A 20166-nucleotide genomic window follows, 5' to 3' on the forward strand; every position below is an offset into this window, starting at 1 on the left:
AAGATGAAGAGATTCCCGCAGACGTTTTTATGGGGCGGCGCAACCGCGGCAAACCAGGTGGAAGGCGCGTATCTGGAAGATGGCAAAGGATTATCAACCTCAGATGTACAGCCGCATGGCGTCTTTGGCGACGTCGTTGAACGCGTGCCGGGCGATAGCGGTATCAAAGATATCGCGATCGATTTTTACCATCGCTACCCGCAAGATATCCGTCTGTTTGCGGAGATGGGCTTCAACTGCCTGCGGGTGTCGATTGCCTGGACGCGGATTTTCCCCGACGGCGACAATGCCGAGCCAAATGAGGCCGGGCTGGCCTTTTACGACCGGCTGTTTGCTGAAATGGCTCAGCACAATATCACGCCGCTGGTGACGCTATCGCACTATGAAATGCCGTGGGCGCTGGTGAAAAACTACGGCGGCTGGGGTAGCCGCGAGGTGATTGGTTTCTTCGAACGCTACGCCAGAACGGTGTTTGCCCGCTATAAAGACAAGGTCAAGCTGTGGCTGACTTTTAACGAAATCAATATGTCCTTGCATGCCCCGATGACCGGCGTCGGCCTGCCGGAAGGGAGCAGTAAAGAGGCGGTCTATCAGGCCATTCACCATCAGCTGGTGGCGAGCGCCCTGGCGGTAAAAGCCTGTCATGAGATAGTGCCCGAGGGCAAAATCGGCAATATGCTGCTGGGCGGTTTAATGTACCCGCTCAGCTGTAAACCGGAAGACATCTTTGAAACCCTGCAACAGAATCGCAGCTGGCAGTTCTTCGGCGACGTGCAGTGCCGGGGCGAGTATCCGGGCTACATGCTGCGCTACTTCCGCGACCAGGGAATGAATATTACCATCACCGATGCCGACCGCGCGGCGCTGAAAGAGACCGTCGATTTTATCTCCTTCAGCTATTACATGACCGGCTGTGTCACCGCCGACGAGGAGCTGAACAAAAAGGCGCGTGGCAATATTCTCAGCATGGTGCCGAACCCGCATCTGGCAAGCTCCGAGTGGGGCTGGCAGATCGATCCGCTGGGTCTGCGGACGCTGCTTAACGTGCTGTGGGATCGCTATCAGAAGCCGCTGTTTATCGTTGAAAACGGACTGGGGGCGAAAGATACCGTTGAAGCTGACGGCAGCATTAACGATGACTACCGTATCAGCTACCTGAACGACCATCTGGTGCAGGCGCGAGAAGCCATTGAAGACGGCGTGGAGCTGCTGGGCTTTACCAGCTGGGGGCCCATCGACCTTGTCAGCGCTTCGAAAGCGGAGATGTCCAAACGTTACGGCTTTATCTACGTCGATCGCGATGATAACGGCAACGGAACCCTGGCGCGCAGCAAGAAGAAAAGCTTCTACTGGTACAAAGAGGTGATTGCCAGCCATGGCGGCAGCTTAAAAGAGTGATTGCCTGATGGCTTTGGTGGCCAGGCAAGGCGTTAGCGCCCTCCGACAGAGAGGCGAGCACCGTCGCTAAAATCGCCTCCTCACCCCGCACAAGGCGCGGATATTCTCCGGGCCTTGCGCTTATTATGCCGGCTTGCGGGCGCGCAGCAGAAAGATCATCGGCCGCTCTTTTTCCTCATCCAGCCCCGGCTGGGCGGCGATTTGCTCCGCCGTTGGCCCCCATTCATCGAGATGCTCAATCACAAAACCGGCGGCAATCAGCAGGTTTATCCAGCTGGCCAGCTTCCGGTGCTGTTTTTTCACCCCGTCGGCAAACCAGTTGCTGATTCGCTCTCCCTCTTGCTGATAGTGACTCACCGGCCAGATTTTCTGCCCGGCGTCATCTTTCTGCCAGCCCTGGCGTAGCGGGGCGGTGTAGACAGGGTGTTCAGCGGAAAAGAGCAGCGTGCCGCCGGGGGTCAGCGCCTGGTAAATCACGGCGAACAGCGGGGCGACATCGGGCAGATAGTGCAGAGCCAGCGAACTGTAGACCAGCTCGCATGAGTCGGCCGGCAGGGTCAGCCTCTGCAAATCTTCACAGCGGTAGTCAATATCGTCTCCCCGGCCCATTTCGCGCGCGCGGTCGAGCATCCGGCTGGAAAGATCAACGCCGATCACCTGCGCGGCACCTTGTTCACGCGCCCAGCGGCAAAACCAGCCGTAGCCGCAGCCGAGATCGACGACGCGCAGGCCGCGTAAAGGTGGCAGCATACGTTGAATGGCCGGCCACTCCGGCGCGCCGTCAAGCCCTTTTACCGATCGGTCGAGAGTGGCATATCCTGCAAAAAAATCAGGATCATCGTAGATATTCTGGCTCATTATCACTCCATGAATTATTTGATTATTTTTAATTATCCAGGTGTTTAGTCACACACTTTACTAAACGGCTTAATTTCATTTAACTTAGTATAACCAACCTTGTTTAGTTACCTGACCTGTCTAATGAATCTTACTCTGAGAAAAAGCGTATTGGCTGGGTTCCCCCTGGTCATCGCTCTGGCTGGCTGCGCGCCGTCCCATGATATTGGCGCTCCGCCGCAGCAGCAGACACCTGCCTCTCATGTGTCAATGGATCTGCCCGCGGCGGTTAAAAACGGCTGGCCGCAAAGCAACTGGTGGCAGGATTACCACGACCCGCAGCTGAATAATCTGATCCAGCGCGCCCTGGCAAATGCCCCGGATATGCAGATTGCCAATCAGCGTATCAAGCTGGCGGAAGCCCAGGCACGTATGTCGCAAGCCAGTCTTGGACCGGAGATGGATTTCTCTGCCAATGTTGAACGGCAGAAAATGTCGGCGGAGGGGCTGATGGGGCCGTTTGCAACGGATACCGACGGCAATACCGGGCCCTGGTACACCAACGGCACCTTTGGCCTGACGGCGGGCTGGGATCTCGATCTGTGGGGGAAAAACCGGGCGCTGGTGAAAGCCCGCATCGGTGAACTCAAAGCGCAGGTGGCGGAAGAGGCGCAAACCCGCGAGCTGCTGGCCAGCAGCGTGGCGCGACTCTACTGGCAGTGGCAGACCGAAGCCGCGGTGAAAACCGTGCTCCAGCAGGTGAAAAGCGAACAGAATAATATTGTCAGCGTAGACCAGGCGCTGTATCAGCGCGGGATCACCAACTCGGCCGAAGGGGCTGAAAACGATATCAATGTCAGTAAAACCGACCAGCAGCTGGCGGACGTTGCGGGCAACATGAAAGAGATCGAAGCGCGTCTGATGGCGCTGACCAACAGCCAGAGTCAGGCGCTGAATCTGCATCCGGTTAATCTGCCGCAGGTGAGCGCGCAGATGCCGACGGAGTTGGGGTATGAGCTGCTGGCGCGCCGCCCGGATCTGCAGGTGGCCCACTGGTATATCGAGGCCTCGCTGAGTGAGGTTGATGCGGCGAAAGCGGCGTTCTATCCGGACATCAACCTGATGGCCTTCCTGCAGCAGGATGCGCTGCACCTCAGCGATCTGTTCCGCCATTCCGCCCAGCAGATGGGGCTGTCCGCTGGCTTGACGCTGCCTGTCTTTGATAGCGGCAGACTGAATGCCAACCTCGATATTGCCAGCGCGCAGAATAATCTGTCGGTGGCAAAATATAACAAAGCGGTTGTTGACGCGGTGAACCAGGTGGCGAAGACCGCCAGCCAGGTTGAGACTCTGATGGAGAAGAACCAGCAGCAGCAGCAGGTTGAAAAAGATGCGCAGCGGACGGTGAATCTGGCGGAGGCCCGCATGAGCGCCGGGATTCTTCCCGGGTCACGTGTCAGTATGGCCAGACTGCCTGCGCTGCAGGAGCGTATTACCGCGCTGCGCCTGCGCGGCCAGTGGCTGGATGCCAGCATTCAGCTGACCTCAGCGTTGGGCGGCGGCTACCACCAGACCACAAAATAAACTGCCGGCGCAGACCGGCTTCACCCGCGCATCGGGGATACCCCGGTGCGCTTTGTCCGCTGCCGCTACTCTTTCTTTTTCGCCTCGCGGCGTCTGAACCACCAGTGCGCGGCCACCACCAGCGCGACCACCAGAATCAGCCAAATCCAGTGCTTCAGATGCGCATCAAGATGATGCAGCCACGGTCCAATGGCCTCCCCACCCAGATAGCCCAGCGTGGTGAATATCAGCGCCCACACCAGCGCGCCGAGAACATTCAGCGGCAGGAACACTTTGGGCGGCAGGCGGCTGGCGCCGATCAATAACGGCCCGATGACCCGGAAACCGTACATAAAACGGGTCCCAATCACAAACAGATAGGGGCGGCGCTGAATCATGCGCTGCGCTTTGCGTATCCGCGCCTGATGGTGGGAAAAGCGCTTTAGCAGCTTGCCGCCAAAACGTCGGCCCAGCAGGTACAGCAGCTGATCGCCAATCATCCCGCCCAGGGCAACGGAGATAACGACCAGGGGAAATTTTAATAAACCCTGATGCGCGGCCACGCCGCCCAGCAGGGTGATGGTTTCACCTTCCGCCATGCTGCCAATGACCAGCGCAGCGTAGCCATAATGGGAAATCAGGTTATTGATATCCATACAAAAATAAACTCCCTTACCCCTTATGCTTCCGCGCATGTCTGGCGACCAATCGTGCCGGTTGTGCAGCGTGAAGAATCAACGGGATCAATCATCAATGGGTTAATCATACACCCTGGGGCTTAAAACGAGGTTAAGCGTCTCTCTCATCAGGTCGGTTTTGCTCGTCATTTTGCAGCAGGGCAGGGCTCACAACGAACGATGGCGGCCCGAAAGGGGAGCCAGCCGCATCAAATCTCCACGAACTACGCCTACGCTGCGCTTTCTCCGCACTGTCGCCTGCAAACTGCCTGCGCGAATAGCGCATTTTTATTGCTGTACATAAACTAATCGCTCAGGGTGAATTATACTTGGATCAGTGCTGTACGAGGCCGTGACAAGGGGGATGCTATGAACCATGTCTGGGGATTATTCTCTCATCCGAATCAAGAGATGAGCGTTATCAAGAGCGAAAACGAGACGATTTCGCACCACTATACGCACCATGTGCTGGTCATGGCAGCGGTTCCGGTTATCTGCGCCTTTATCGGCACCACGCAGCTTGGCTGGAACTTTGGCGATGGCACCGTGGTAAAACTTTCGCTGATGACCGGTCTGGCGCTGGCGGTGGTGTTCTATGCCGTGATGCTGGGCGGGGTCGCGGTGATGGGGAGGATTATCTGGTGGATGGCCAGAAACTATCCGCAGCGGCCATCGCTTAAACGCTGCATGGTGTTTGCCGGGTATGTCGCCACGCCGCTGTTTCTCAGCGGGCTGGTAGCGCTTTATCCGCTGGTCTGGCTGTGTGCGCTGGTGGGGACGATCGCGCTGTGTTACACCGGCTACCTGCTGTATCTCGGCATCCCGACCTTCCTGAGCATTAATAAAGAGGAGGGGCTCAGCTTTGCCAGTTCCACCCTGGCCATCGGGGTGCTGGTGCTTGAAGTCCTGCTGGCGATAACCGTTATTCTCTGGGGATACGGCTACCGACTGTTTTAATTCTGTTGCTGAGGGTTCAGGCGGCCGTCGCCTGAACCGTTTGATGAGTGAATCTATTGCCGGCATAAATGGATATTTATGCCGGCAATGCAGCATTTGCTCACGATTCTTATTAGTCAGGTCGCGTTCTGCCGGGGTATGATAGGGTTTGCCAGCGTTGCCTGTTTCCCCGGCGACGCAGCGTACGTTAATAACGTGCAAGAATACTTTTCAGAATGCTCACGATGCCGAAATTTCGAGTTTCTTTGCTCAGCCTGACCTTGCTTCTGGCTGTGCCTTTTGCGCCCCAGGCGATAGCAAAAACCCCCGTGGCCGCGACGGCCCTGCAGCCGGAAATTGCTTCCGGCAGTGCGATGATCGTTGATCTCGCCAGCAAAAAGATTATTTACCAGAGCCAGCCGGATCTGGTTCGCCCCATTGCGTCGATCACCAAAGTGATGACCGCGATGGTGGTGCTGGATGCGCATCTGCCGTTAGACGAGATGCTCACCGTGGATATCAGCCACACGCCGGAGATGAAAGGCATCTATTCACGCGTGCGTCTGAACAGCCAAATCAGCCGCCGTAATATGCTGCTGCTGGCGCTGATGTCCTCCGAAAACCGCGCTGCCGCAAGCCTGGCCCACCATTATCCCGGCGGCTATGACGCCTTTATTCGCGCCATGAACGCCAAGGCCCAGGCGCTGGGCATGACCCATACTCGCTACGTTGAGCCGACGGGCCTGTCGATTCACAATGTATCGACCGCGCGCGATCTGACGAAGCTGCTGATGGCCACCGAGCAGTATCCGCTGATCGGTCAGCTGAGCACCACCAAAGAAGACACCGCCACCTTCGCCCATCCGGCCTATACGCTGCCGTTTCGTAACACCAACCACCTGGTCTATCGGGATAACTGGAATATCCAGCTGACCAAAACCGGCTTTACTAACGCCGCGGGCCACTGCCTGGTCATGAGAACGGTGATTAATCAGCGCCCGGTGGCGCTGGTGGTGATGGATGCGTTCGGCAAATATACTCACTTCGCCGACGCCAGTCGTCTGCGTACCTGGGTTGAAACCGGGAAGGTGATGCCGGTTCCGGCCTCCGCGCTGAGCTATAAAAAGCAGCGTGAGGCGCAGATGGCGGATGCGATGCTGAAAGGCGGCGCGCAGACCGCGCAAAACGATTAATGCCTCTCCCCCGACTCGCGCGTGCGGGCGGGGGATTTTTTATTCCGGTATGGTTAAGTCGCCCTCGCCGAGCTGGCGCTGCATAATTAACGTATCCCGCCAGTCGCCCATCTTGTACCCGACGCTCCGCAGCTGACCCGCCACGGTAAAACCAAATTTTTTGTGAATGGCGAGCGAGCCGGCATTGTTATGCCCGTCGCCGATAATCGCCAGCATCTGCCGCCACGGGCCCTGTTCGCACTTTGCAATCAGCTGCGTGAGCAGGGCGCTGCCGATGCCGCGTCCGCCCATGCCGGACTCGACATAAATCGACTCTTCAAGCGTATAGCGATAGGCGGGGCGAGGACGGTAAAACGTCGCGTAGCAGTAGCCGACGATCGTGCCACGCCACAGCGCTACCAGCCAGGGCAGCCCGTTGTCACGCACGGTTTTGATCCGCTTGCGCATTTCATCGACGGTCGGGGGAATATCTTCAAAGGAGGCGCGTCCGTTCAGCACGTGCCAGACGTACAGCGCCGCGATGGCGTGCGCGTCATCGGGCAGGGCTTCGCGGATCTCTAATTCAGCGCCGTGTAACATATCCGCTTCGGACATGATGGGACTCCTTAACCAGGTTTGCCGGAGAGGCGTTTCTCCGGCGTGCAGCGTAATACAGAATCCCGTAACTCGTCACCCCTGATTAGTGCTCTTCAGCGCCGTGACTCCCGTTCGCCTGGCGCTCACCCCAGTACTTGTGCTTACTGGTTTTTCCGAGCCCCGGGTTCATGCTGTTGGTCGGGTCATTCTGGCGGTAGAACTGCTTTAAGCTCTCCGGCGCTTCATAGAGATGGCCGACGTTATGCTCGGCGGGGTACTGCGCGCCGCGCGCTTTCAGCAGTTCCAGCATCTTCTCTTTCAGTTCGTGGGCATCGACGCCTTTTTTGACGATGTAATCCTGATGGAAGACGTGGCACATAAAGTGACCGTAATAGAGCTTATGCACCAGCTGATTGTCTATCTCCGGCGGCAGATGCTCAAACCACTCGGTATCATTACGGCGCAGGGCGATATCCAGCGCCAGGATATCTTCCACCTCGTCGGCGTGTACCGCCTGGTAACGGATAGCGGCCCCTGCGGCGGCAAAGCGGTGAAGAAACGCTTTGCTCCCCTCTTCCGGGGTGCAGGCAAAGAAATCGCCCTCGGCATCGCGGAAGTATTCCGTCAGCCAGGTCTGGGCTTCTTCGATGCCATCGCCGGCCATTTTCAGCAGCAGGTGATGTTCATATTTATCGCGCCAGCTTTTCATCCGCTCCGGTAGATGCGCCGGGAAGACGTGTCCGAGCTTTTGCATGAAGCGGTCGGTAAAGTGGGGCTTAAACAGCGACACTTTCTCCAGCATGGCGTCGGTGCGGCCTTTCATGGTGAAGAAGAACGGCATTTTGTCGGTGCCGAGCTTATCGATCATCAGGAAGGTGTCTTTGCCGTAGCGCTCGGCGATATCGTAGATATCGCGATGCATGTATTCACCCGCCACCGGCAGATGCTGAAACTCTGCCAGAATATGACGACGGATCTCCGTCAGCACCGCCGGGCTATTGCTGCCGATGTAAAAGACCTGCTGGCGTTTTTCCGCCGGGAAGGTATCGAGGCGCGCGGCGAAGACCGCCAGCTTGCCGGCGCAGCCGGAGGATTCAAACAGACGATCCGGGTCGGCATTGTAGCGCGCCGGGGTGTCGGCGTTGACGTCGCGCACGCGAGTGACGTAATCGTGGTCATGGGCGTGGCGGCCATCGTGCTGAATATCATCGTCCTTGATACGGTCGTCGTCGAGGCGGCTGAGGATCTGTTCCGGCGTGGTGCCGAGATCAATCCCGAGGTGGTTCACCAGCCGCAGCTTGCCGTTTTCGTCAATCTGCGCAAATAACGACATCTCGGTGTAGGCCGGGCCGCGTTGTACCAGCGAACCGCCGGAGTTGTTGCAGATCCCGCCAATCACCGAGGCGCCGATGCAGGAAGAGCCGATCACCGAATGCGGCTCGCGACCCAGCGGCTTCAGCGCTTTTTCCAGCGAGTAGAGCGTGGTGCCCGGGAACGCCAGCACCTGTTCGCCTTTATCCAGCAGGTGCAGCTTATCGAGGCGCAGGGTGCTGATGATGACTATCTCGCGGTCATAGTCGTTGCCGCTTGGGGTTGAACCTTCGGTCAGCCCGGTGTTCGCTGCCTGCATCAAAATGATTTTATCGGCGTCGACACAGGCGCTCAGCACGCGCCACAGTTCCAGCAGGGTTCCAGGGAACACCACCGCCAGCGCGTCGCCCTGGCCGGAGCGGAAACCTTTACGGTAACGTTGGGTTTTTGCCGGATCGGTTAACAGATGGGAGGAGCCAACCAGTCTTGCCAGTTCCGCCAGAAAATCAGAATTATTCGATGTTGGTGCCGATGACATGATCCACTCCTTGTGGTGGTAGCGAAAATATCGGGATTAAGCATAGCGCTTTGTATGACAATTTTGTGCATGAATGTGTCGAAAAATCAGAGAAGAACCTTAGCATTGTGCAGGCGTCTTGTTTATATATATGGCAAACTGCGGTTTTTATTATGTTTTGCCGTAACCCCGGCCTGAGAGAAGAGAGATAACAATGAAATGGCTCTGCACGATAGGCGTCGCCGTCAGTCTGGCGCTGCAACCCGCGTTGGCGGATGAACTGTTCGGCAATCACCCTCTAACGCCGCAGGCCCGCGATGCGTTCGTGAGTGAACTGCTCAAGAAAATGACCGTCGATGAAAAAATTGGCCAGTTAAGGCTGATCAGCGTCGGGCCGGATAACCCGAAAGAGGCGATCCGCGAGATGATCAAAGACGGCCAGGTCGGGGCAATTTTCAATACCGTGACCCGTCCGGATATCCGCGCGATGCAGGACCAGGTCATGCAGCTCAGCCGGTTGAAAATCCCGCTGTTTTTCGCCTATGACGTGATTCACGGCCAGCGTACCGTGTTCCCGATAAGCCTGGGTCTGGCCTCTTCCTTTAACCTGGATGCGGTTAACACGGTGGGGCGTATTTCGGCGTATGAAGCCGCCGACGACGGTCTCAACATGACCTGGGCGCCGATGGTCGACGTCTCCCGCGATCCGCGCTGGGGTCGCGCCTCGGAAGGCTTCGGCGAAGATACCTATCTGACCACCGAAATGGGACGGGCGATGGTCGAGTCGATGCAGGGCAAGAGTCCGGCGGATCGCTACTCGGTGATGACCAGCGTGAAGCACTTTGCCGCCTATGGCGCGGTGGAGGGGGGCAAAGAGTACAACACCGTCGATATGAGCCCGCAGCGCCTGTTCAACGACTATATGCCGCCCTATAAAGCGGGTCTCGATGCCGGGAGCGGCGCGGTGATGGTCGCCCTGAACTCGCTCAACGGCACGCCGGCCACTTCCGACGCCTGGCTGTTGAAAGAGGTGCTGCGCGATGACTGGGGCTTTAAAGGCATCACCGTCTCCGATCACGGCGCGATCAAAGAGCTGATCAAACACGGCGTCGCTGCCGATCCGCAAGATGCGGTGCGGGTGGCGCTGAAGTCGGGCATCAACATGAGTATGAGCGATGAGTACTACAGCAAATACCTGCCGGGGCTGGTCAAATCCGGCAAAGTGACGATGGCTGAGCTGGATGACGCCGCCCGCCACGTGCTCAACGTTAAATATGATATGGGGCTGTTTAACGATCCGTACAGCCACCTCGGTCCGCAGGGATCCGACCCGCAGGATACCAACGCCGAAAGCCGCCTGCATCGCAAAGAAGCGCGCGAAGTCGCGCAGCAAAGTCTGGTGCTGCTGAAGAACCGTCTGGAGACGCTGCCGCTGAAAAAATCGGGGACCGTTGCGGTTATCGGGCCGCTGGCCGACAGCAAACGTGACATGATGGGCAGCTGGTCGGCGGCAGGGGTGGCGGATCAGTCGGTGACGGTACTGACCGGCATCAAAGACGCGCTGGGCGACAAAGGCAAGGTTATCTATGCCCGCGGCGCTAACGTCACCAACGATAAAGGTATTGTCGATTTCCTCAACCTGTATGAGAAAGCGGTGCAGGTCGATCCGCGCTCGCCGCAGGCGATGATCGATGAAGCGGTGGCGGCGGCGAAGCAGTCCGACGTGGTGGTGGCCGTGGTCGGCGAGGCGCAGGGCATGGCCCATGAAGCCTCCAGCCGCACCGACATCACCCTGCCACAGAGCCAGCGCGATTTGATTAGCGCCCTGAAAGCTACCGGCAAGCCGCTGGTACTGGTGCTGATGAACGGTCGTCCGCTGGCGCTGGTGAAAGAAGATCAGCAGGCTGACGCGATCCTCGAAACCTGGTTTGCCGGGACCGAAGGCGGTAACGCCATTGCCGATGTGCTGTTCGGCGATGCCAACCCGTCCGGTAAACTGCCGATGTCATTCCCGCGCTCGGTGGGGCAGATTCCGGTGTACTACAGCCACCTGAATACCGGCCGTCCGTACAATGCCGACAAACCGAACAAATACACCTCCCGCTACTTTGATGAAGCGAATGGCCCGCTGTACCCGTTCGGCTACGGCCTGAGCTACACCACCTTTAGCGTTTCCGACGTGAAAATGTCGGCGCCGACCATGCAGCGCGACGGTAGCGTCACCGCCAGCGTACAGGTGACCAATACCGGCAAACGCGAAGGGGCAACGGTGATTCAGCTCTATCTGCAGGATGTGACCGCTTCGATGAGCCGTCCGGTGAAAATGCTGCGCGGCTTCAAGCGCGTGACCCTCAAGCCGGGAGAGACGCAAACCGTCGCCTTCCCGATTGAAATTGACGCCCTGAAGTTCTGGAATCAGAAAATGAAATACGACGCCGAGCCGGGCAAATTCAACGTCTTTATTGGCGTCGACTCCGCCCGCGTGAAGCAGAGTGAATTCGAGCTGTTGTAACAGCGAAAGCCGCGCGTTTCACCGGCCGGGTAAAGCGCCAGCCGCCGCCCGGCAGAAACGCGGAGACAATGTTTAAAACAGCGTCGTCGTCAGTCTCAAAGGCCGAATATTCGGCCTTTTCTTTTTCCGGATGCACTAAATGAACTACGCTTTTCTCTTAAGCTCCTGTTAATGGAGCGCAAATTAAAGAGGGACGCGGGGATGATAAAGGCAAGTATCTGGTCAGGCGCGCTGGCGCTGGTCGCGCTGGTCAGCCTGCCGCTTCAGGCGGCGGAGCCGGTCAAAGTGGGCTCAAAAATTGACACCGAAGGGGCGCTGCTGGGCAATATTATTTTGCAGGTTCTGGAAAGTCATGGCGTGAAAACCGTTAATAAGGTCCAGCTGGGAACCACCCCGGTGGTGCGCGGGGCAATTACGGCGGGGGAATTAGATATTTATCCGGAATATACCGGCAACGGCGCCTTCTTTTTTAAAGACGAAAACGATCCGGCGTGGAAGAACGCACAGCAGGGATATGAGAAGGTCAAAACCCTCGACGCGCAGCAGAATAAGCTTATCTGGCTGACTCCTGCGCCGGCGAATAACACCTGGACCATTGCCGTGCGTCAGGATCTGGCGGAAAAAAATCATCTGACCTCGCTGGCCGACCTCAGCGCCTGGCTGCAAAAAGGGGGCGACTTTAAGCTCGCGGCCTCCGCCGAATTTATCGAACGCCCGGATGCGCTCCCGGCCTTTGAAAAAGCCTACGGCTTCAAGCTCAAGCAAAGTCAGCTGCTGTCGCTGGCGGGGGGCGATACGGCGGTGACCATCAAAGCGGCGGCCCAGCAGACTTCCGGGGTGAATGCGGCAATGGCCTACGGAACCGACGGGCCGGTGGCGGCGCTGGGGCTGCAAACGCTCAGCGATCCGCAGGGCGTACAGCCGATCTATGCCCCAACCCCCGTAGTGCGCGAAGCGGTGCTGAAAGCCTATCCGCAGATCGCGCAATGGCTGCAGCCGGTCTTTGCCAGCCTTGACGAGAAAACGCTGCAACAGCTCAATGCCAGCATTGCCGTGGAAGGGCTGGACGCGAAAAAAGTTGCCGCAGATTATCTGCAGCAAAAAGGGCTGCTGAAGTAGATTATCCGTGGCTATTCGCTGTTATAACCGCGTATCGCTGCTGTTGGCCTGTCTCCTGCTGCTGGTGGTTGCTCTGCCGTTCGTCAACTATGCGCCTAACCGTCTGCTGTCCGGGGAAGGGCGCTGGCTTTGGCAACTCGCGCCGTGGTTGACGGCGGTGCAGGTCTGCGGCGCGCTGCTGCTGGTCCTTCTCTGCTGGCTACCGGGACGCAGGCCGCTGCTGCTCAGTTTGCTCATGCTGGATGCGTTGCTGGCGCTGCTGTTCTGGGGGGCGGGACAGGCGGCGGTACAGCTGGCGCACAGCGGCTCCGCGCTGGCCCGCACCTCGCCGGGAAGCGGCCTGTGGCTGGCGCTGGCGCTGTGCTTACTGCTGGCCAGCGAGACTATCCGGCGTCTGACCAGCCGGGCGCACTGGCGCTGGCTGCTCAATGTGCAAATCTGGTTGATTCCCTGCGTGCTGCTCGGCAGCGGAGCGCTGAATCAGCTCTCGCTACTGAAAGAGTATGCCAGCCGTCAGGAGGTGTTTGATGACGCGCTGCGTCAACATTTGACCCTGCTGTTTGGCACGCTGTTGCCGGGGCTGCTGATCGGGCTGCCGGTGGGCATCGGCCTCTGGCGCCGGCCGCGGTGGCAGGCCCCGGTGTTTACCTTTCTCAATGTTATTCAAACCATTCCCTCGGTGGCGCTCTTTGGCCTGCTGATCGCCCCGCTGGCCGGTCTCGCCCGCCATTTTCCCGGGCTGGCTGAGCGAGGCATTTCCGGCACCGGGATGACGCCTGCGCTGATTGCGCTGGTGCTGTATGCCTTGCTGCCGCTGGTTCGCGGGGTGGTGGCCGGTTTACAGCAGGTACCGCGCGATGCGCTGGAGAGCGCCGCGGCGATGGGGATGAGCGGCGCGCAGCGCTTCTGGCACGTGCAACTGCCGCTGGCGCTGCCGGTTCTGCTGCGCAGCCTGCGGGTGGTGAGTGTACAAACCGTCGGTATGGCGGTGGTCGCGGCCCTTATCGGCGCCGGTGGGTTTGGCGCGCTGGTCTTCCAGGGGCTGTTGAGCAGCGCCCTGGATCTGGTACTGCTGGGGGTGATGCCGACGATTGCGCTGGCGGTGGTCGTCGACGCGCTGTTTGCGCTGTGGGGAGCATTATTGAAAGGAGAGGCGGGTGATTGAATTTAACGAGGTCAACAAATCCTTCGCCGGGCTGCCGGCGGTGAAAAACCTGAACCTGCACCTGCGCGAAGGCGCATTCTCGGTCCTGATCGGCACCTCCGGCTCGGGGAAATCGACCACCCTGAAAATGATTAACCGGCTGGTCGAACATGACAGCGGCACCATCCGTTTTGCCGGGCAGGATATTCGCCAGCAGCCGGTGCTGGCGCTGCGTCGACGGATGGGCTATGCCATTCAGTCTATCGGCCTGTTTCCGCACTGGACGGTCGCGCAGAACATCGCCACCGTGCCGCAACTGCAAAAATGGCCGCAGCGCAAAATTGCCGCGCGCATTGACGAGTTAATGGCGCTGCTGGGGCTGGATCCGACGCTGCGGACGCGCTATCCGCATCAGCTCTCCGGCGGTCAGCAGCAGCGCGTTGGCGTGGCGCGGGCGCTGGCGGCCAATCCTGAAGTCCTGCTGATGGACGAACCGTTTGGCGCGCTGGATCCGGTGACCCGGGAAGCGCTCCAGCAGGAGATGATCCGCATCCATCGGCTGCTCGGGCGGACGATTGTTCTGGTGACTCACGATATTGATGAGGCGCTGCGGCTGGCGGATCACCTGGTGCTGATGGACGGTGGCGAAGTGATACAGCAGGGGGCGCCGCTGCAGATGCTGCTCGAACCTGAAAATAGCTTCGTCGAGACTTTTTTTGGCCGCAGCGAACTGGGCGTCCGGCTGCTGTCGCTGCGCGGCGTGGGCGACTATCTGCGCCGCAATGAGCGGCTTGCCGGCGATACGCTAAACGTCGCGATGACGCTGCGCGAAGCGCTGTCGCAGTTTATTGCCCATCGCCGCGAAGTCCTGCCGGTAGTGGATGAACAGGGGGAGGCATGCGGAACGCTGCATTTTGCCGATCTGCTCGGCGAGGAGGTGCGGCATGCGCGTACTTCGTGATCCGCTGCTGTGGCTGCTGGCGCTGTTTATCGCCATTTTGCTGCTGCTGCCTTACAGCACGCCGCTGTTCAGCGCGCTGTTTCCTGAGCTGCCGCGCCCGGTGTATCAGCAGGAGAGTTTTGTCGCCCTGACTTTCGCCCATTGCTGGCTGGTGGCGTTTTCCAGCCTGGCTGCGACGGTGGTGGGCGTCGGGGCCGGGGTGGCGGTGACGCGTCCCGCAGGCCGCGAGTTCCGTCCATTGGTGGAGACCATTGCCGCGATGGGACAAACGTTTCCGCCGGTGGCGGTGCTGGCGATTGCCGTTCCGGTACTGGGGTTTGGCTGGCAGCCTGCGCTGATTGCGCTGGCGCTGTATGGCATATTGCCGGTCCTGCAGGGGACCCTGGCCGGGCTGAGCGCCGTGCCGCCGGGGGTAGTGAGTATCGCCAAAGGAATGGGCATGACGGGCTGGCAGAGACTGATCGGCGTGGAGCTGCCGCTGGCCGCGCCGGTGATGCTGGCCGGTATCCGGACATCGACCATTGTCAATATCGGTACGGCGACCATTGCGTCAACGGTCGGGGCGAATACGCTCGGCACGCCGATTGTTATCGGCCTGAGCGGATTCAATACGGCTTATGTCATTCAGGGAGCGCTGCTGGTGGCGCTGGCGGCGATTATCGTCGATCGCGGTTTTGAACGCTTGAACCGGCGAATCAGCCGACACCACCGCGTACAATAAACGAGTAACCGGCCAGCATGACGCCGCCGATGCCGCTGATGGCCATGAATAAGAAGAGGGTGATAACCGCAATTTTCGCTGGCTTCATAATAGGCTCCTGATGTTAACGGAGGGATTATACGGTGAAGCACAGGTGTTAATGAAACATTAATTGCTATTTAGCCAGATAACGTGCCCCTGCTGCTGCCAGGCCTCGAGCTGCTCCTGCTGCGCCAGGGTCGGGGTTTCGCCGCACCATACCAGCAAGGTGCTGTCAGGAAACAGATCGGGGCGGATCTGCGTCAGAGAGTGGGGGAGAACGTCGACCCGCCAGCCTTGTTCGCAGGCGATCCAACCCTCCAGCCACAGCCGCGTGGTGTCGTTGACATTCCAGCCGAGCACCAGCGCATGGCTGCCCGGACGTTTCCAGGTGCTGGCGAGGCTGTGCGCGACATGGTTAATGAGAATCCCGTCGAGGACGCTGCGTAACGCGGTAAGCGTCGGCTGCGGGCTGAGCAGGCGGTGGCGTAAGGGGATAAACAGATGGTTGACCAGGGTCAGCGCCGTATAGCTATGGCTGCGCTCTTTGATCCACAGCCGCAAACGGTGGTAGCTGCCGTCGTGGAGATACCCCAGCAGAATCTCCTGCTGCTCCCGCCAGCCGTCTTCTTCTCCACTCGCGCTGTCGTTAAGCAAGGTTTTGACCTTACCCACCTGAACGCCGGAATCAATCCAGCGTTTAATCTCGCGGATACGGTCAATTTCCTGTTCGTTAAACAGGCGGTGCCCTCCGTCGGTGCGCTGCGGTTTCAGCAATCCATAGCGCCGTTGCCAGGCGCGAAGCGTTACGGGGTTGATGTCACAGAGCTGAGCCACTTCACCAATTGTATAAAGCGCCATATATTCCCTCCCGCAAAGTCTCCCCTATAACTGTAGAAGCTGTTTGCGGAAGAGGAAATATTCGTTCATTTTTTGTTCACTTAATCGACGGGAGGCGGGCAAGAAGTGTGATCCTGACCATGATTTGCGATTTTCTTGTAGTGCTTCAAAGAAAGTGATGACCCGGCAGTGTATGTTACGCGCTTTCGAGTGAAGCGTGGTCTGTGGGTATGTACGAGTTTGATCTGGTGTTGTTGCTGCTTCAGCAGATGTGCGTGTTTTTGGTCATTGCGTGGCTGATGAGCAAGACACGGCTGTTCATCCCGCTGATGCAGGTGACCGTTCGTCTACCGCATAAGCTGCTGTGCTACGTGACCTTCTCCATTTTCTGCATTATGGGGACCTATTTTGGTCTGCATATCGAAGACTCGATCGCCAATACCCGCGCCATCGGCGCCGTGATGGGCGGCCTGCTCGGTGGCCCGGTCGTCGGCGGCCTGGTGGGGCTGACCGGCGGGCTGCATCGCTACTCGCTCGGCGGTATGACGGCATTAAGCTGCATGGTTTCGACGATTGTCGAAGGGCTGCTGGGCGGCCTGGTCCACAGCGTGCTGGTCAAGCGCGGGCGGCCGGATAAGGTCTTCAGCCCGCTCACCGCCGGCGCGATCACCTTCTTTGCCGAGCTGGTGCAGATGATGATCATTTTGCTGATCGCCCGGCCGTTTCAGGACGCGCTGCATCTGGTGCAAAGCATCGCCGCGCCGATGATGGTCACCAACACCGTGGGCGCCGCGCTGTTTATGCGTATCCTGCTGGATAAGCGGGCGATGTTTGAGAAGTACACCTCGGCTTTTTCCGCTACCGCCCTCAAGGTGGCGGCCTCGACCGAGGGGATCCTGCGCCAGGGGTTCAACGAAGAGAATAGCATGAAGGTGGCGCAGGTGCTGATTCAGGAGCTCGATATCGGCGCGGTGGCCATTACCGATCGCGACAAGCTGCTGGCGTTTACCGGTATTGGCGACGACCACCACCTGCCGGGCAAACCTATCTCTTCATCCTATACGCAAAAAGCGATTGATAGCGGCGAAGTGGTGTATGCCGACGGCAATGAAGTCCCTTACCGCTGTTCTATTCACCCCAACTGTAAGCTGGGGTCGACGCTGGTTATCCCGCTGCGCGGTGAAAACCAGCGGGTGATCGGCACCATTAAGCTGTATGAAGCGAAAAACCGCCTGTTCAGCTCCATCAACCGCACGCTCGGGGAGGGGATCGCCCAGCTGCTGTCGGCACAAATCCTCGCCGGGCAGTATGAACGACAGAAGGCGCTGCTGACGCAATCGGAGATCAAGCTGCTCCACGCGCAGGTGAATCCCCATTTTCTGTTTAATGCCTTGAATACTCTGAAGGCGGTGATTCGCCGCGACAGCGATCAGGCCGGGCAACTGGTGCAGTACCTGTCGACCTTTTTCCGCAAGAATCTGAAGCGGCCGTCGGAGTTTGTGACGCTGGCGGATGAGATTGAGCACGTGAATGCTTATCTGCAAATTGAGAAAGCGCGTTTCCAGGCCAATTTACAGATTCAGATGCTGGTGCCCGACGCGCTGGCTCACCACCAGCTGCCGGCGTTTACGCTGCAGCCCATTGTTGAAAACGCCATTAAACACGGCACGTCGCAGCATCTCGGGGTAGGGGAAATTACCATTCGCGCCAGCCAGCACCAGCGCTGGCTGCAGTTAGATATTGAGGATAACGCCGGCCTGTACCAGCACAATCCCAACGCCAGCGGGCTGGGAATGAGTCTGGTGGACCGCCGTTTACGGGCGCGCTTCGGCGCCGACTGCGGCATTACCGTGACCTGTGAAGCGGAACGTTTCACCCGCGTCACGCTGCGACTGCCTCTGGAGGAGAATGCGTGTTAAAAGTGTTGATAGTTGATGATGAACCGCTGGCACGAGAAAATCTGCGTGTTTTACTGGAGTCCGCCAGCGACATTGAGATAGTCGGGGAGTGCGGCAACGCGGTGGAAGCGATTGGCGCGGTGCACAAGCTGCGCCCGGACGTGCTGTTTCTCGATATTCAGATGCCGCGCATCAGCGGCCTGGAAATGGTCGGGATGCTCGATCCTGAACACCGGCCTTACATCGTGTTTCTGACCGCTTTTGACGAGTATGCGGTGAAGGCCTTCGAAGAGCATGCCTTTGATTATCTGCTGAAACCCATCGAAGCCCAGCGGCTGGAGAAAACCCTGGTGCGCCTGCGTCAGGAGCGCAGCCTGCAGGATATCTCGCTGCTCGACGATACCCAGCAGGCGCTGAAATATATTCCCTGTACCGGCCACAGCCGCATCTGGCTGCTGCAGATGGAGGATGTCGCCTTTGTCAGCAGCCGGATGAGCGGAATTTACGTCACCGACCGCGAGGGGAAGGAGGGGTTTACCGAGCTGACCTTGCGCACCCTTGAGAGTCGGACGCCGCTGCTGCGCTGTCATCGGCAATATCTGGTGAATATGGCTCACCTGAAAGAGATTCGCCTTGAGGAAAACGGCCAGGCGGAGCTGCTGATGCGGGCCGGGCAAACGGTGCCGGTGAGCCGTCGCTACTTAAAAAGTCTGAAAGAGGCGATTGGTCTGTAAAACGACGGAATCATGGTAGACTTAGCGCCAGCATTTTTCATCATGAAGGCATTATGATCAGTAACGATATCTTACGTAGCCTGCGCTACACCCTGAAAACCAATAATAACGACCTGGTGCGCATTTTTGCGCTGGGCGATTCCGTCGTCAGCGCAGAGCAGCTGGTACCGTGGCTGAAAAAGGAGGACGAAGAGGGCTTCCAGCGCTGCCCGGACATTATGCTGTCGATCTTCCTTAACGGCCTGATCTACGACAAGCGCGGCAAAGATGAGGCGGCTCCGCCGCTGGCGGTTGAGCGCCGGGTGAATAACAATATCGTGCTGAAAAAGCTGCGCATTGCCTTTTCGCTGAAGAGCGATGATATCCTCGCCATTCTGACCCAGCAGAAGTTTCGCGTGTCGATGCCGGAAATCACCGCCATGATGCGTGCGCCGGATCATAAGAATTTCCGCGAATGCGGTGACCAGTTCCTGCGCTATTTCCTGCGCGGTCTGACCGAGCGCGTACACGCTAAGCCCTGAATTACCTGCCCGCTGAACGCTCCCGGCTTGCGCCATGCTTAGCCGGGCCACCACGACCGGGCCGGGCGATGACAGGCGCAATTTTCTGTGTCCGTGTTGCCCGGGTAAGGCTTTTACGCCGCCACCCGGGAATGCTCGCCGGTCTATTTCACTTCCTGAAACCCCTGCTCTTTGAGCAATTTCTCTGATTCCGCCATCGAAACATCCTTGAGCGCGCAGTGGGTCACCATTGAGCCGGGTAGCTTACACAGTTCGCTGATGTTGGCCCGGGTAAAATCCACGCTGAGATGTTCCAGCGCCTCGGTATCTTTGTAATCGATGTTCTGTTCCACGCCTTTAACGTCGAGATAAACGCTTCTCATCGGCTCAATTAATGCCCGCGCCTGCTCCTGATTCGCCGCGCCGATGGTCTGATAGGGAATGGTGTTATTGGCTTCCTGGCGCAGGACTTTGTCGCCGACATAATGGTAGGTAAACACCAGCCCGACGCCGTTTTCCATCCGGGTGAAGGTTTTGCTCTTTTCGTCGGGATTATCGCAGCCTGCGAGGCCGACAATCACCAGCGAAGCCGCCAGAGCGGTCACCATCCTGCGGTAAATATTCATCACGGTCCCTTGGTTGATAGTGAATGGCGTACCGGTTTTTCAATCGGCAGACAGGTTGATTATTGTCAGGATTGCGGTAGCGCGC

Annotated in this window: 19 protein-coding genes; 12 read left to right on the top strand and 7 right to left on the bottom strand. The window is 58.4% G+C overall.

Annotation, left to right across the window (positions count from 1 at the left end; genetic code table 11):
* Positions 1 to 3 precede the first annotated feature (3 nt).
* Entirely contained in the window at positions 4 to 1398 is a 1395-nt protein-coding gene (locus tag BV390_RS07150; protein ID WP_049267517.1) for a glycoside hydrolase family 1 protein, read from the top strand.
* 123 nt (positions 1399 to 1521) lie between these two features.
* Here the strand turns inward: BV390_RS07150 and BV390_RS07155 are convergent, their stop codons facing one another.
* Positions 1522 to 2256, bottom strand: a complete 735-nt coding sequence (locus BV390_RS07155) for a class I SAM-dependent methyltransferase (RefSeq protein ID WP_085396755.1) — start codon at positions 2254 to 2256, stop codon at positions 1522 to 1524.
* A gap of 123 nt (positions 2257 to 2379) precedes the next feature.
* Between BV390_RS07155 and mdtQ the strand changes: the two genes are divergently transcribed.
* Positions 2380 to 3819, top strand: a complete 1440-nt coding sequence (mdtQ, locus tag BV390_RS07160; RefSeq protein ID WP_032695430.1) for a multidrug resistance outer membrane protein MdtQ — start codon at positions 2380 to 2382, stop codon at positions 3817 to 3819.
* A 65-nt stretch (positions 3820 to 3884) separates the two neighbouring features.
* Here mdtQ and BV390_RS07165 read toward each other — a convergent pair whose 3' ends face one another.
* Entirely contained in the window at positions 3885 to 4454 is a 570-nt protein-coding gene (locus BV390_RS07165; protein ID WP_032686719.1) for a DedA family protein, read from the bottom strand.
* A gap of 390 nt (positions 4455 to 4844) precedes the next feature.
* Between BV390_RS07165 and BV390_RS07170 the strand changes: the two genes are divergently transcribed.
* Complete coding sequence (locus BV390_RS07170) at positions 4845 to 5432, top strand: Yip1 family protein (protein WP_032686721.1); 588 nt, start codon at positions 4845 to 4847, stop codon at positions 5430 to 5432.
* A 224-nt stretch (positions 5433 to 5656) separates the two neighbouring features.
* Positions 5657 to 6604 carry a D-alanyl-D-alanine endopeptidase gene (gene pbpG / locus BV390_RS07175; RefSeq protein WP_015583849.1) on the top strand — a complete coding sequence of 316 codons (948 nt, stop codon included), beginning with the start codon at positions 5657 to 5659 and terminating at the stop codon, positions 6602 to 6604.
* A 39-nt stretch (positions 6605 to 6643) separates the two neighbouring features.
* On the opposite strand, the gene BV390_RS07180 is transcribed toward pbpG, so the two are convergent.
* A complete protein-coding gene (locus tag BV390_RS07180) occupies positions 6644 to 7198 on the bottom strand; it encodes a GNAT family N-acetyltransferase (protein WP_004864731.1) in 555 nt (184 codons plus the stop codon).
* Between the two features lie 85 nt (positions 7199 to 7283).
* Positions 7284 to 9029, bottom strand: a complete 1746-nt coding sequence (gene dld, locus BV390_RS07185) for a D-lactate dehydrogenase (RefSeq protein ID WP_032686723.1) — start codon at positions 9027 to 9029, stop codon at positions 7284 to 7286.
* A gap of 193 nt (positions 9030 to 9222) precedes the next feature.
* On the opposite strand from dld, the gene bglX reads away from it, so the two are divergent.
* The 5 genes from bglX (at position 9223) to BV390_RS07210 (ending at position 15465) form a co-directional block, all read left to right on the top strand.
* Complete coding sequence (gene bglX / locus BV390_RS07190) at positions 9223 to 11520, top strand: beta-glucosidase BglX (RefSeq protein WP_032695429.1); 2298 nt, start codon at positions 9223 to 9225, stop codon at positions 11518 to 11520.
* A gap of 201 nt (positions 11521 to 11721) precedes the next feature.
* Positions 11722 to 12639 carry a glycine betaine ABC transporter substrate-binding protein OsmF gene (gene osmF, locus BV390_RS07195; protein ID WP_032695428.1) on the top strand — a complete coding sequence of 306 codons (918 nt, stop codon included), beginning with the start codon at positions 11722 to 11724 and terminating at the stop codon, positions 12637 to 12639.
* Positions 12640 to 12646: 7 nt separating this feature from the next.
* Positions 12647 to 13804, top strand: coding sequence for an ABC transporter permease (locus BV390_RS07200; protein ID WP_032695427.1), 1158 nt, complete (start codon positions 12647 to 12649; stop codon positions 13802 to 13804).
* A complete protein-coding gene (locus tag BV390_RS07205; RefSeq protein ID WP_032699133.1) occupies positions 13797 to 14744 on the top strand; it encodes an ABC transporter ATP-binding protein in 948 nt (315 codons plus the stop codon). Before BV390_RS07200 ends, BV390_RS07205 begins: the two co-directional genes overlap by 8 nt.
* Positions 14728 to 15465: an ABC transporter permease gene (locus tag BV390_RS07210; RefSeq protein ID WP_032686728.1), complete on the top strand. Its 738-nt coding sequence runs from the start codon at positions 14728 to 14730 to the stop codon at positions 15463 to 15465. Before BV390_RS07205 ends, BV390_RS07210 begins: the two co-directional genes overlap by 17 nt.
* Here BV390_RS07210 and BV390_RS07215 read toward each other — a convergent pair.
* Positions 15440 to 15553, bottom strand: coding sequence for a protein YohO (locus tag BV390_RS07215; protein ID WP_004103838.1), 114 nt, complete (start codon positions 15551 to 15553; stop codon positions 15440 to 15442). The two genes, BV390_RS07210 and BV390_RS07215, sit on opposite strands and share 26 nt — an antisense overlap.
* A 59-nt stretch (positions 15554 to 15612) precedes the next feature.
* Positions 15613 to 16344: a MerR family transcriptional regulator gene (locus BV390_RS07220; protein ID WP_032686729.1), complete on the bottom strand. Its 732-nt coding sequence runs from the start codon at positions 16342 to 16344 to the stop codon at positions 15613 to 15615.
* A 209-nt stretch (positions 16345 to 16553) separates the two neighbouring features.
* Between BV390_RS07220 and BV390_RS07225 the strand changes: the two genes are divergently transcribed.
* The 3 genes from BV390_RS07225 to BV390_RS07235 are packed head-to-tail and all read left to right on the top strand — an operon-like array spanning position 16554 to position 19476.
* A complete protein-coding gene (locus BV390_RS07225; RefSeq protein ID WP_032686730.1) occupies positions 16554 to 18242 on the top strand; it encodes a sensor histidine kinase in 1689 nt (562 codons plus the stop codon).
* On the top strand, positions 18236 to 18955 hold the full coding sequence (gene btsR / locus BV390_RS07230; protein WP_032686731.1) for a two-component system response regulator BtsR: 720 nt from the start codon (positions 18236 to 18238) through the stop codon (positions 18953 to 18955). The genes BV390_RS07225 and btsR overlap by 7 nt, the downstream gene beginning before the upstream one ends.
* A gap of 53 nt (positions 18956 to 19008) precedes the next feature.
* Positions 19009 to 19476, top strand: coding sequence for a YehS family protein (locus BV390_RS07235; RefSeq protein ID WP_032686732.1), 468 nt, complete (start codon positions 19009 to 19011; stop codon positions 19474 to 19476).
* Between the two features lie 143 nt (positions 19477 to 19619).
* Here BV390_RS07235 and BV390_RS07240 read toward each other — a convergent pair whose 3' ends face one another.
* Positions 19620 to 20081, bottom strand: a complete 462-nt coding sequence (locus tag BV390_RS07240) for a YehR family lipoprotein (protein WP_032686733.1) — start codon at positions 20079 to 20081, stop codon at positions 19620 to 19622.
* Between the last annotated feature and the right edge of the window lie 85 nt (positions 20082 to 20166).

The sequence above is a fragment of the Klebsiella sp. YJ genome, from assembly GCF_002108615.1.
GTDB lineage: Bacteria > Pseudomonadota > Gammaproteobacteria > Enterobacterales > Enterobacteriaceae > Klebsiella > Klebsiella planticola.